General features: G+C 52.8%; 6 protein-coding genes. 1 reads left to right on the forward strand and 5 read right to left on the reverse strand.

What is annotated here, in order from left to right; genetic code table 11:
- Positions 1-57: 57 nt before the first annotated feature.
- From BN4609_RS11830 to BN4609_RS11850, 5 genes are all read right to left on the reverse strand, one after another.
- The gene (locus tag BN4609_RS11830) at positions 58-2343 is read right to left on the reverse strand and encodes a GH92 family glycosyl hydrolase (protein ID WP_106390591.1); all 2286 of its coding nucleotides are present in this window, start codon (positions 2341-2343) and stop codon (positions 58-60) included.
- A gap of 289 nt (positions 2344-2632) precedes the next feature.
- Complete coding sequence (locus tag BN4609_RS11835) at positions 2633-5176, reverse strand: family 78 glycoside hydrolase catalytic domain (RefSeq protein WP_068856852.1); 2544 nt, start codon at positions 5174-5176, stop codon at positions 2633-2635.
- Positions 5177-5190: 14 nt separating this feature from the next.
- A complete protein-coding gene (locus BN4609_RS11840; RefSeq protein WP_068856853.1) occupies positions 5191-7833 on the reverse strand; it encodes a glycoside hydrolase family 2 protein in 2643 nt (880 codons plus the stop codon).
- 180 nt (positions 7834-8013) lie between these two features.
- Complete coding sequence (locus tag BN4609_RS11845) at positions 8014-10335, reverse strand: GH92 family glycosyl hydrolase (protein ID WP_084791590.1); 2322 nt, start codon at positions 10333-10335, stop codon at positions 8014-8016.
- 20 nt (positions 10336-10355) lie between these two features.
- Positions 10356-10679 (reverse strand): glycosyl hydrolase-related protein, encoded by a 324-nt coding sequence (locus BN4609_RS11850; RefSeq protein ID WP_206196560.1) that lies wholly within the window; start codon positions 10677-10679, stop codon positions 10356-10358.
- Between BN4609_RS11850 and BN4609_RS11855 the strand changes: the two genes are divergently transcribed.
- Positions 10654-13341 carry a helix-turn-helix domain-containing protein gene (locus BN4609_RS11855; RefSeq protein WP_068856855.1) on the forward strand — a complete coding sequence of 896 codons (2688 nt, stop codon included), beginning with the start codon at positions 10654-10656 and terminating at the stop codon, positions 13339-13341. The genes BN4609_RS11850 and BN4609_RS11855 overlap by 26 nt on opposite strands.
- Positions 13342-13566: the final 225 nt, after the last annotated feature.

A 13566-nucleotide genomic window follows, 5' to 3' on the forward strand; every position in this document is an offset into this window, starting at 1 on the left:
GCTCACGCCGTCATTGTCTTACTTGACCGGCATCTTCTTCATCCCCCTCACCGCCTGTCATAGCGGAGCCGAAAGCGAATAGGGCGCGGCGTCCTTACCGGTGTTGCGGGTTCTGTTGGGCTGTGCGCCCATAACAAACTTCAGCGTTCCGCCGCGGGCGATGTCCCCGTAGGTGATGTAGTTCTTGTCAAGCGGGCGTCCGTTGAGCGTGCCGCTCTGTATATACACGTTGTCGGCACTGTTGCCTTCCGCCTCTATTACGAACTTGCTGCCGTCCTCCATCGTGATGGTAGCCTTGCGGAAGAGGGGCGAGCCTATCACATACTGGTCGGTGCCGGGCGTAACCGCGTAGAGACCGAGGGCACTGAGCACATACCACGACGACATGCCGCCCTGGTCCTCGTCGCCTGGGAATCCGTCGGGAGTGCTGTTGTACAGGCGTCTCATAATCTGGCGCACCCAGTATTGCGTCTTCCACGGCTGTCCCGCATAGCTGTACAGGTAAGGCATGTGCTGTATGGGCTGGTTGCCGTGGGCATACTGTCCCATGCGCGCCTCCTCCATCTCCACCATCTCGTGTATCTTGCCGCCATACCAACCCGGATGTACCGTCGCCGGCTGCGAGAACACGGAGTCCATCTTCTCCACGAATGCAGCGTCGGAGCCATACAGGTTTATGAGCCCCTGCACATCATGGAACACCGACCATATGTAGTGCCAGGCATTGCCCTCGGTGTAAGGACCACCCCATGCCAGCGGGTCGAACGGCTCAAGGAACTTGCCGTCCTTTCCTCTGCCCCGGAAGAATCCGGTGGCGGAGTCCCACAGGTTGCGGTAGTTGTACAGCGTGCGGGCAAACACCTGTTCATAGAACCTGTTGCCTGTCTGCCTTGCCAAGGTGTAGGCGCACCAGTCATCATACGCATACTCAAGCGTCTGCGAAACCGATCCGTGCGACTCCGGGAACGACACATATCCCAGAGTGTAGTACTCATGCCATCCCGCACGGCCGTTGGCACCGCCCATCGGACCCTTGTTGAAAGCCTCGTGGGCATAGCCCTTGAGCACGGAGTCTACAGGCACCGTGCGTATGCCCTTGGCAAAGGCGTCTGCAAAGAGCGATATGGCGTGGTTGCCCAGCATGCCTCCCGTCTCTCCGGGGCACGACCATGCGGGAAACCATCCCAGCTCCTTCTGCTGCACGTTGAGCATAGCCTGCATGTAGCGTCCCTGCTGAGTGGGGTGCAGAATGTTGGTAAGAGGGAACTGCGAGCGGAAGGTGTCCCAAAAACCGTTGTCGGTATACATATATCCGTGGTGTATCTTGCCGTCGTACGGGCTGTAATAATACGGTTTGCCATCCCTGTCAAGGTCGTAAAAACGGCGCGAGAACAGGTTGGCGCGGAACAGACACGAATAGAAGGTGCGCATGTCCTCATCGGTGCCGCCCTCCACGCGCACACGGTTGAAGAGATTGTTCCACACCTTGAAGCCGCGCGCCTTTGTGACTTCCAGCGAGCGGTCGCCTCCGAGCTCGCGTTCAAGGTTAAGCTCCGCCTGAGCGTAGCTTATGTAAGACGACGCTGCCTTTGCCTGCACCTTACTGCCGGGACGGAACTTGATGTACACACCCGCGCCCTTGCCCTTGGCGTAGGTCTGGCGGCTGAAGGTACGGTTGTTCTGGTTCTCCCACGTGCCATAATCGGCAAAGGGCTGGTCGAACTGCACCACAAAGTAGCAGCGGAAGTTCTCAGGATGGTTCACAAAGCGGTGGTTGCGCACCCATCCGCGTATCTGACGCCTCTTTGCGTCTATCTTCACCTCGCTGGTGTCGGTGTAGCCGTCTATCACAAGAAAGGCGTCCTGCCCCTTGGGGTAAGAGAAACGCAGATGCACGCCCCGGTCGGTGGGAGCCATCTCGGTGGTTATGCCGTTGTCGAACGTCACCTTATAATAATGCGGACGTCCCACCTCGTTGTCGTGACTGAACTTTGAGGCGCGGTCGTTCTCGTTTACCACGAGCCTGCCCGTCTCCGGCATGAACGTATACACGGCATAGTCGCTCACCCATGGCGAGCACTGGTGGCTCTGTCCGAAGCCGCGTATCCTGTCGTGCGAATACAGATATTTGAAGCCCTCGCCGTTCACGTTGGTCTGAGGAGTCCACACATGTACGCCATATGGCATGGCAGTCGCCGGGAAGGTGTTGCCGTGGCTGAGTCCGAAGTTTGAGTCGGTGCCTTGCAGCGTGTTGGCATACCGCACCAGATCAGGCTGTTTCTGCGCCACAGCCATTGCGGGCACAAACAGCAGCACTGCGATAAGTACTTTTATTTTATACATCATATTGTATGTTTATGTTTGCTTTATTAAACCCAAATCGGTCATTAGAACACTGATTATACATTTAAGGTTTATTGTCAGCTCTTCATTCTTCTTCCGCACTGCTGCCGTCATCTTGCATTCAGCTTTTTCTTGATGTAGCCCGCTACATCTTCGATAAAGCTGAATAGAATCTGGCTGACAGCAGCACGAAATAAGAATGGAAGTCTAATTACCGATTCGGGTTAAAAACAGTGCAAGTGAGTGCAATGAGAGCGCGCGCTCAGATTGCCGGGCGAAGCCTGTTTTATTAAAAAGTCCATTTCCCTGACCCGACATCCTCATGCCGCCTGTCCTGCCATACGACCGTAGCGGTCACGCCTACCGGTATCTCGACCGACAGCCGTGTGCCGTGCCAGCTTACACGTATTGTTCCGTAAGGAGTCTCCTTGTCTACTGAAACCCAATCAATGCCGTCCGGCTTCTGAGGACAGATGAGGACATGACGGTAGCCCGGACGGCTCATGTCAGGGACAATGCCTCCGAGCGCTTGAGTGAACCATATGCCGACGCCGTTGTAACAGTTGTGTATGTGGCTGCGCTCGCCGCTCCAGTATTCCCATGTGGTTGTAGCTCCGTGGTCTATCATATAGAGATAGCCGGGATAGGAGCGTTTCTTCAATATGTCGTACATCAGCTGGCACTCTCCGTTGTCTACAGCCCACTGCGTGAAGATGTAGGTTCCGACAAGTCCGGCGGCTATGTGCGACTTGTATTTGCCCCGTGAAAGAGCAAGAAGCCTGGCTGTGACAGCACTGCGAAGGGAGTCGGGCACGACGCCTGTCAGCATGGGATAGCTCATGTCGAGGGGTGAGCCGGTGGCATAGGTGCTGTCGGCAGGATGATAAAAGCGTGCGTGTATTTTCCTGTTCAGGGAATCTCTCTGCGCGGCAAACAGCCCGGCATCGCTTTTCTCTCCCAATATATCAGCCATCAGCGACATGCTGTTGAGACAGTCGCTGAGGACGCAGTTGCCCGTGAGAAGCTGTGAGTCTCCGCCCACGTCGACGCCTTTGGGTGCCAGCCAGTCACCGAGGAACCACATCCTGCGGTCGGTGTCAGCCCAAGGCTGGAGCAGTCCGTCCTTTACGTGCCCGTCCACAAAGCCAAGCCATTTTTTCATCTGACCGTAAAGCTTCACAAGCATACGCCGGTCACCGTAATTGAGATAGGTACGCAGAGGTGCCTTTATGATGAAAGAGTTCCAGTAAGGACCGCCGCCTCCGCCACCTGCGGGCGCGACATACGGGAGGTCTCCGTCAGCAGCCATGGCGTCGCCCCATGCCGTGAGCCAGTTGTAATATACAGGAGCCACGTCGCACAACGTCTGTACGGTCATGGTAGACGAGTTTCCGTCACCGCCATACCCCATTCTCTCGAGATGCGGACAGTCCACCATATATCCGCTGAATGTCAGACAACGCATTGTGCGGCTTATCATCTGATATATGCTGTTTATGTCATCGTCAGAGCACTTGAAGCTGACCGTCTCCGAATAATCGCCTGAAATCTGCAATGCCGTCAGGTCCTCCGCGCGCGGCTGCCGGATGTTCTTGACGAGGACATAGCGGAACGCATGATGGTGGAACTTGTTGCAGAACACGTCCTTGCCGTCACCCGCCGTAATATATTCGTCATATTCTCCCTGAGGAGTGAACACTCCGGTGGTGTCAATCCAGTCGCCATACTCCATCCTGACTGTCACATCACCTGGCACATCGGGCATTTCCAGCCGCAACCACCCTGTGATGTCGCGCCCGAAGTCAACGAGCCATCCGCCGTCATATGCCGTTATGCTTACCGGCTTCAGGGTGTCTATTATCCTGTTGCCCTCTGTCATCTGCGGCGTCGCCGTCTTGTTGGCCACATTCACCACATGAGCCTTTGTCCAATGTCTGCCTCTATTGTGAAGGATGCGGGCGTCGACGCGCTCCCCTCCGAACTGCAGTGCCTGCCATGTGCCGAAGTCATGATATCCGCTTGGCGTGCCCTCCCATGAAGAGTCAGTAACCGCCACAGGCTGCCATCCGGTGCCATTTTGCCGCATGACGGCAGCCTTGACCAAAGGACCTTCGTATTCCGCATGAAACAGATTCTCACGATACCACCCCTTTCCGAGCCATATCTCCACCTCGTTGTCGCCCTCACGTGAATATGAAGTGATGTCGTAAGTGACGATATGCGAGCGTTTGTCGAGTTGTGACACAGCCGGAGCCAACACCGCGTCACCCACTTTCCTGCCGTTGACCCTTACCTCGTGATAACCCAGAGAGTTGACATGGATGAAGACGCGATGGCGTCCACGGAGCTTGAAACGCTTACGCAGTATGGGGGCGGTGACGTCACCGGCAGACTTGTCCAAGCCGATATATTCTCCGGGAAAGTCCTTGTCCGTCAGCAATCCGACGCTGAAGCGATGGATGTCGCTCCATGAAGACACTTTGGAACGTTCGTCCCATGTACGCACGCGCCAGAAACACAACATGCCAGAACGGAGCTTCCTGCCCTCATAACCCACCATGACACTTTCGGCAGAACGCTGTTTGCCGGAGCTCCACAAGTCAGCCTCTCCCCGTGACACTTTCACACTGTCAGTCCCCACCTGTATCTCCCATGCCGTCTGCCTTGCATTGTTGCGTGGGGAATAATTCTTCCAGCTGAAGTGGGGAGCGGTGTTGTCTATGCCCAACGGGTCGTAGAGATTCTCACATTTCAAATCGTCTGTCCTGAGTCCCTGCGCATGGAACGCCAACGGAACGATGGAAAGGCAGAGCAATATATGTCTCAGACTCATAGTTGTTTTAGTTTTTACATATCGAGCACTTTGTTTTCCTTGTGATGATATTGCTTACACAGGAGTCTCACCTTACCTGTGTTGTCGGGCATTTCTATCGTGATGACCTTCTTCTCGCCAGGCATCAGTGTGACATAATTGTCGCTCCATATGACGGGAAGAACCGCTTCTTTCTTTTTGCCTTCAACAAGCCGCAGGCGGTTGGCGAAACTTACATTCCTGCTTTTGTTTATCAACTCGAACGTGGCTTTGCTGCCGTCACGGCTGACGAGACGTGCTTTCAGAGCCGCCTCCGGCATGTCTGCGAGTTCCTCATACGCCAGATATTCCTTGCCGTTGTGCCAGTAGAAGTTCTCGGAAACAAGTCTGCCACCGGCATCTTTCAGACAGAGGCGGATGAACTGCAAGCCGTCCGCCGAAGGCGTGAGCGTCATAGCCTCAGAGATGTCGCTTGCCTTGCAGCCCGCAACAGCGTTCTGCGTATGGATAATATTGCCTTTGAGGTCATATACCGTGGCTGTCACACGTGCGTCATTAAGGTCGGATGCCGTCGTGTTCACCACTTTCACACTATTGTCCAGACAGTTCCACTGCACGTGCAGAGGCTCGCAAGCCTTGCGCGCACCCCAGTAGCATCCTGTAGGGTTGCCGTAATAATCGTAGGTCTGCCATACGAATGACGGATAAGCCGGATGACTCATCCATATCAGCAGCCCTGAAGCGTCATTCCACATCTTGTCCTGCCAAGCCTCATACATGCCCTTCATGTCCTCTATGTTGACGAGCTGGGCTTTCTCGCAAAAGTCTTCCAAGGAGGTTGCCTCACCGTAGCGGTCGTTCACGTTCTTCTTGTAGCTGACAGGGTCGGCATTGGAGGCTTCCTTGCCGAAGAAGTGACGGTTCCACACATTGTCATCGTCGTTTTTCAGCCGCTCGTCGTCAGGCAACGGCCATTGCTCTTCTTTCGGAATGAAACGTACGACGCTTTCATACTGCGGGAAAGTAGCCATGCCTATTTCCGTCCTGAATCCGTAGCCATGGTCTGAGCCATAAGGGTAAGACGGCTTGTTGAACGCCAGATTGCTTGCTGAAGTCTCGAAGTGATGTCTGGGCGGAAGGTCTTTCCACCAACCGCTTCCCGACAAGGCGTCCTGATTGGAACATGACTTGTAAAGACGGTCGTTGCCGTCTTCTTCCATAACAATCATGCGCAAAGCCTGGTCGATGTCGGCTACAGGGTGCGTCTCGTTGGCACCGCACCAAACAGTGATAGAAGGATGGTTTCGCAGGCGGCGCACCTTGTCGCGCGCGTTTGCCTTGAACGCATCATGGTCTGCCACATCATTCCAGGCAACATAAAGCCAGAAGTCATCCCACACCATAATGCCCGATTCGTCACAATAATCATAGAACTCCTCGTCCGTAACACATCCTGTCCAAAGTCGAATCATATTATAATTGAGGTCCTGATGCAAGCGTATCCATTTGCGGTAGTCTTCATTGTGACATCGCAGCAGATACTCGCTCATGCCCCAGTTGCCTCCCTTGACATATATGCGCTGTCCGTTGACATAAATGTTCAGCACCGGATAGCCCACGGCATTCGTCTCTATACGATATTCATTTTTCTTGATGCCGAACCGTATGCTGCGCTCATCGCTCATTTTCCCGTCGACGAACGCCTGCAACTTACAGGTGTAAAGGTTGGGCTTGCCATATCCGTTGGGCCACCACAGACGGGGATTGTCTACGACGAAGCCGATACAGTCAGCCTTACTGATGTTGATGATTGCAGTGTCGCCGCTCTCCACCCTGACACTCTTTGTGAAGGTGATGTCGCCCGGCGTGATGACACCCTTAACCGTAACAGTCTGAGACTTGCCTGAATAGTTGGCTATTCCCGAAGCAAGCTTCAGCTCAGCCCTGTCGAGTGAAGGCAGATAACTTCTCATCCAAGGGTCTATCATCTTGGCTGCGCCCGTCACCTCAACGGAAGCCTTGCCGGTGATGCCAGCCTCGCGTCCGGGCACATATGGCATCCAGTCCCATCCCGCACCGGCAAGATATGAGGGGCTGCACACCACCCCATAGGGGTCCTTTCCAGTACGTGTCTTTTTCTCGTCGGGGTCATAAATAAGCACGGCTATATGATTGTCACCGTCATTTCTGTAAAAGTCTGTGATATCAAAACGCGAACGCATCATATGTCCTTTCACGTCCTTCACTGACGAGACCGTGCCCGACAGCTTATGACCGTTAAACCAGAAATCAGCAAACTTGTTGGTGTTCTCAAAGCAGAGCCACACATGCTGACCTGCCGCAGGCTTTTCGGGAAGCCTGAAAGACGTAATGTACCAGAACGGACGGTTGTAAAGAGCCTCATCCACCTTATATATATTGTCGCCATATTCGGGACACGGTTCCTTGCCAGCCCGGACATATGAGGCGAATACGGTTCCGGGGACAATTCCTGTCACCGCATTCTTCACAGTGTTCCCCGAGGACAGCTTCTCTCCCGACATTGGTGTCTCAGCCTGCGGGAAAATCTTCCAGACGACATTGCCGTCCTCACTGTTGAGTGAGAAATGGTTTATCTGAGCTTGCACAGGAGTAAACATGAGCACAAGCAACGCAATAAGAATGGATTTTGTTTTCATATAATTATATTGGACTTTTATTTCACACATTATTATATTACCGTTATCTGACGGATCATTTTACGGTTATCTGACGGCAGGAAGAATGGAAAAGGCATCTTACAGATTTGCGTTGTATAAGATTCACGACGTGAACCTGAATGCCGAAACGTTCTCTTCCGCCGTCTCGGTTTGTCTCAGTTATTTTTCAGGCTCGGCTCCCATCTCGAGCTGGAGAACGCCTCCACCCACAATATCCTTGTAATCAAGATGCAGAGGAATGTTCTTTCCGTTGAGAGACGCCTTCCGGATATATATATTCCTGTCGCTGTTTGCCGGAGCGTTTACGGTAAAGGTCTTTCCGTTCTGCAAGTGAATCGTGGCACGGCGGAAGACAGGTGACGTAATCTCAAAGCGCGTGTCGCCCGGACAATACTGGTGTATGCCTATTGCGGAAAGGACATACCATGCCGACATCTGTCCCACATCCTCGTTGCCTCGCAGACCTTCCACCTTGTTCTCATATGCGTTACGGCATATGTAACGGGTGTGATATTGCGTTTTCCATCCGGCTCCCAAACGGTTGTAAAGGTAAGGAACGAAATGCACAGGCTCGTTGGCGTGATTATAATACATATTCCAGAACATGTCCTGCGGCGTGTTTCCGAACATCCAGTCGAGGTCTGCAATGACTTTCTTCTTTCCACCCATGAGTCCTACCATACCCTTGACATCATGGGGAACGAACCATCCTTGCTGGAGCGGATTGCATTCCATGCATCCGTACCACTCCTTCAACCTTCCTTCCTTCGGCCATGGCAGCCAGTTGCCTTTCTCATCCTTAGGGCGGAACCATCCCTTCTTCTTGTCAAAAATATTACGATAGGCTTGTCCCTTGTGATAATACAGCGCGGCATCCTCATCCTTGCCGAGCATCTCCGCAAGCCGTCCTGTACACCAGTCGGTGTAAGCATACTCGAGCGTGTGGGACAGACACAGATTGCCCGGGGAATAACCCAGACTGCCGTTGCCGGTGTTCTTGGAGGAGTTCTTAGCATATTCATATGCCTTACTGATGTCGTAGTCTCTGATTCCCTTAGCCCATGCGTCAGCGAGAACAGAGACGGCAGGATTGCCCAACATGCATCCGGAATATGAATTGAGAAGCTCCCATCTCTCGAAATAATGCCTTCCGCTCTGGTCGGCAAGAGTAATGAGCGAGTTAAGGAGGTCGTTCACGAGCTGCGGACGGATAATTGTCTGAAGCGGCATCTGCGAACGGAACACGTCCCAACCGCTGAACACCGTGCGTTTGACAAACTTTCCGTCACTCTGATGGACCTTATAATCCCCGCCGACATACCTGCCGTCCACATCCTGACAAATGCGCGGGTCTATCATAGTGTGATAAAGCGCAGTATAGAATATGGTCCGCTCCGCTTCCGTTCCGCCTTCGATGTCTATGCAACCGAGTGCTTTGTTCCAATCCTCAACCGCTTTCCGGTGGATGCTGTCGAAGTCTCTGCCTTGAGCCTCAGCCTCAAAATTGCGTCGCGCGCCTTCAATATCAACATAAGAAACAGCACAAGTGAGAGTAACGGCTTCATCCTCATCAGTAGCAAAGTCGGCAAAGAAGCCTATGTGCCGACCCAGCATGTCATTGGCATCCCGCACGTTTCCTTTCACGACAGAAGCCTTGGCGATTCTTTCAAGATATTCAGGTGTGACGACATCATCTTTTTTATGAGGCTGCGACTCGGAGAAATCCGCTTTCCAGAAACCGAATGACTTCATGGGCTTGCTCAGCCTTGCATGAAAATAAAGAGTGTATTTCACACGTCCGTCACCGTTGCCCCATCCGCCTCCTTGGGGTGTACACCTGATCCAGCCTTCAAATGTGAGACTGTCGACCACCTTGATATATTCATAGTCAGCGGAGCCTCCCACACGCCGTGCGAGGTCAATCAGAATATGTGACTGTCCGTTTTTAGGGAAGGTGAAGCGCAGCGCGCCGCAACGGGGCGTACAAGTGGCTTCCGCCTTAATGCCATAGTCTGTGAGCCGGACACTGTAATATCCGGCATGTGCATGCTCCGACTCCTTGTCGTAGTGCGATCGCCAGCCGTCAATGTTTTCCTTCTCACGTCCGGCAAGAGTCTTTATCTCGCCTGTCGTAGGCATAACCAGAAAGTTGCCCATCTCGCCATACCATCCCACTCCGCTCATCTGCGTCATGGAAAAGCCCTCTATGGTCTGATGTTCATAGCTGTATCCGGAGCCATTGTCTCCACCGGTGATTGTCTGCGGACTTACCTGTACCATACCGTAGGGAGTCGCGGCACCCGGGAAAGTTTTCCCGAGCCCATGATAAGCTCCTGCTGTCTCGGTGTTCGTACTGGCTCCGATAAACGGGTTCACCCAATGTGCCAGATCCTTGTCCTGCGCTGTAACCGCAGCCGGACACATTAACACAGTAAATAAGAGACACCCGGCAACATCTCTGAATTTCTTTTTTCCATCCATTGTATTATGATATTTTGGTTTCATTTCTTTAAAGTCAGATTGACGGTACGTATGCCGAAGCGGGGAATACTGAGATTTATCTTCCCGTTCTTCACCTGCAATTCTTCCTGCGTTTCTCCGTTCAGGTCTGTTACCACGGCACGGCTGACAGGAAAATCCAGCGTTACTGTCTGGCGGCTGTCGTCACTGTCCGCGTTGAAGAGACGGATATTCATGCTGCCGTTATCCTCCACAGTGACTGAAGACAAGGCGCAAGAAGTCTCCAACAGGGACTTGTCGGCAACCCTTCCGGGTCTGACGATGACCGGTTGACGCCACGTGTCCTTTCTCAATCCTGAGGACAAAAGGAAGATATACTCCGTCTATTCCATCGTGAGGCACGGTGCTCATACGCTCTTTCTCGGCACGAGCGGCAACGGCATACTGAAGGCTACAGTAAGGGACGGCATCATAACGTCTGTCACCGAATACAGGAAAATGCTGCCTCACGACCTTACCGCAGGCGTTGTCTACTCGCTTGTGCTTGACTATCCCCACCTTTGGGCGGGCACACGGGGAGGAGGCATCATATGTCTGAACGTGGAAGACAACACATACAGGATATTCAACACCAAAAGCCGCGACCGCAGCTCTCTTGTGAGCGACGACATCATTTCGTTATATCTTGACGTCTCCAGACGTCTGTGGATAGGCACGTCGCAGGGACTTGACATGATGAGCGACATCTACGGGCGGTCTGATGTGACGGACATAACTTCTGCCGCGGGGCTCACCAACATGAACGTACACCATATATTGGAAGACTTTTACAGGAACATATGGATAAGCACCGGCACAGGACTGTTCAGGATAGACACCAACCGCGACATCACAAACTTCAACTACCTGGACGGACTGCAGGGAAACGAGTTCTCCGACGGGGCTGGACTGGCTGCCGACAACGGTAAGGAGATATACTTCGGAGGGACCAACGGCATAAGCAGGATATCCACAGCAAAGATGCAGCTCAACACGTTCATGCCCGGACTTCTTCTCAGTCAGGTCACCGCCGACGGCAAGGAATATCCGCTGACGGGGAATCTCAGGCTGCCCTACGGCTCAAGAACGGTGGAGCTGGATTTCTCCATTCTCGACTATATAAACAACGGGCGGTGCGGTATTTCCTATTATATTGAGCGCGACAGATGGGTGAGGCAGGGCATCGAAAACAAGTGGACATATCTGCAAGGAAGCAAGAAGATAATACTCAACGAGCTTGCTCCGGGCGAATACACCCTCGTGGTGAGGCAGAGCAACTACGCCCACCGGTGGAGCGACAAGCCTTTGCGCCTGTCGTTCAGCGTGAGCTATCCAGTGTGGCAGCGGTGGTGGGCGGTGATGATATATTTTCTTTTCATTGCCGGAATGACAAGGTATGTCTATCTCAGAAAGAAATACAGACTGCTCAGGAAGCACCGCTATGAGCTTGAGAGGCAGGGACAGCAGGCACGGGACGAGATACATCATGCCAAACTCAACTTCTTCTCGAAGATAACAAACGGCTTCTCAAACAACATAACGCAGATATTCGACGCCGTAAGCAAGATAGAGGATAACAACGGAAGGGCGTTATACTCCGACGAGCTCGAACGCATCACGGTGAACATAACGCGCATGAAAGAGCAGATAAGACAGATAGGCGAGATGAAATCGTCGGGAGAGGAGAACGTGGAGCTTACTCCGGAGAGGTTTGATCTCGCGGAGATGGTGATGGCGGTCATGGACAACCATATGGACACCATACTCAACAAACGGCTGCGACTCGTCATTCCCGAGACAAGGGAAAACACCGTTATAGTGTCCGACCGCACCATTATCAGCCGAGCACTCAACTATATGCTCAGATACATCTTCGTGCATGCGCAGACTGAAGGCGAGGTGAGGATAGGATGGACTGCGGTGGAGGACAGCCGAAAGCTCACGCTAAGCTATCAGGGCAAGGGTCCGGAAAAGGACGAGCTGGACAGCATCTTCAACTATGAGAACGCCTTGGACAGGATGGAGGTGGGAAGCACGGATGAGGATACATACAACATCATCGGACTGACCATAGGAAACAATCTCATAAGAAAGGCGGGAGGACAGTTGCAAGTGCACTCATCTGAAGGCAGGACGGGCTTAACCCTCATACTCAACTCACTGCCCGCGCTGCAGAAGGATGAGCCAAGACAGGAGGAAAACACGCTGCAGAACATCATCAACAGGAAAGACAAGCATATAGCCGTGATTGAGGACGACGAGCTCATGGGCAACTTCATCAGCCACATCCTCAGCGAACGCTACCAGCTGAGCTTCTTTACACACGACAGCCTGAAGGACTCCGCCTCACTCATGTATGCAGACCTCATTGTGGCAGACCTCATGGACGACGGCAGCAGACTCATCGCCAATCTTAAAAACATGCTTAACGGGAAGTACATACCCATCATCGCCATATGCAACGAAGGCAGCAGGGAGAAGCTCTCTGATGTGCTGTCGATGGGGGTGAGTACGCTCCTGGAGAAGCCTTTCACAAGGAAATACTTCAGCGCGGTGGTGGAACACAACATCCAGACCATCAACCGCATGCGCGACTACTCTGTATCCGGAGAGGCTTTCGTAAACCGTTTCGGGGGCAGCGGGATGAACACTGAGGTAAGGCTGTGGCTGCAAAAGGCGGCGGACATACTGAAGAGCCATTACTTTGACGACACATACGACGCCTCGCGGCTGGCGGAGGACATGGCAATAAGCCGTTCGCAGCTTTACCGCAAGATGAAAGCGTCGGTCAACTCTTCTCCAAATGAGTTCATACTTGAATACCGGATGATTCAGGTGGAGAAGATGCTGAATACCACAAACAACACCGTTTCCGAAATCATCAACGCCTGCGGATTCCACAACCGCTCCTATTTCTACCGCGAGTTCACCAAGCGTTTCAAGTGCTTACCTACAGAATACCGCGAGCGCAGGAACAGGAAAGGCTGACAACCGTGCGGAAGGTGTATGGTGTGAGGAATGATGGAGTGGAAGCATACGATATATACCGTTCCAACAACGGAATGCGGTTTTGTGTGAAAACATAATATATCGCTTCAACAATGGAATGCGGTTTTGTGTGATAACATAATATATCGCTTCAACAGTGAAATGAAGTTTTTCAATGGGACATAATATATCATTCCAACAATGGAATGCGGTTTGTCAATGGGA

Source organism: Leyella lascolaii, assembly GCF_900079775.1.
GTDB lineage: Bacteria > Bacteroidota > Bacteroidia > Bacteroidales > Bacteroidaceae > Prevotella > Prevotella lascolaii.

What these genes read in the sequence shown, in the direction of transcription:
- BN4609_RS11845 (WP_084791590.1), bottom strand. Translation starts at nt 10,335, where the DNA reads ATGGATGGAAAAAAGAAATTCAGAGATGTTGCCGGGTGTCTCTTATTT.
- BN4609_RS11830 (WP_106390591.1), bottom strand. Translation starts at nt 2,343, where the DNA reads ATGTATAAAATAAAAGTACTTATCGCAGTGCTGCTGTTTGTGCCCGCA.
- BN4609_RS11835 (WP_068856852.1), bottom strand. Translation starts at nt 5,176, where the DNA reads ATGAGTCTGAGACATATATTGCTCTGCCTTTCCATCGTTCCGTTGGCG.
- BN4609_RS11840 (WP_068856853.1), bottom strand. Translation starts at nt 7,833, where the DNA reads ATGAAAACAAAATCCATTCTTATTGCGTTGCTTGTGCTCATGTTTACT.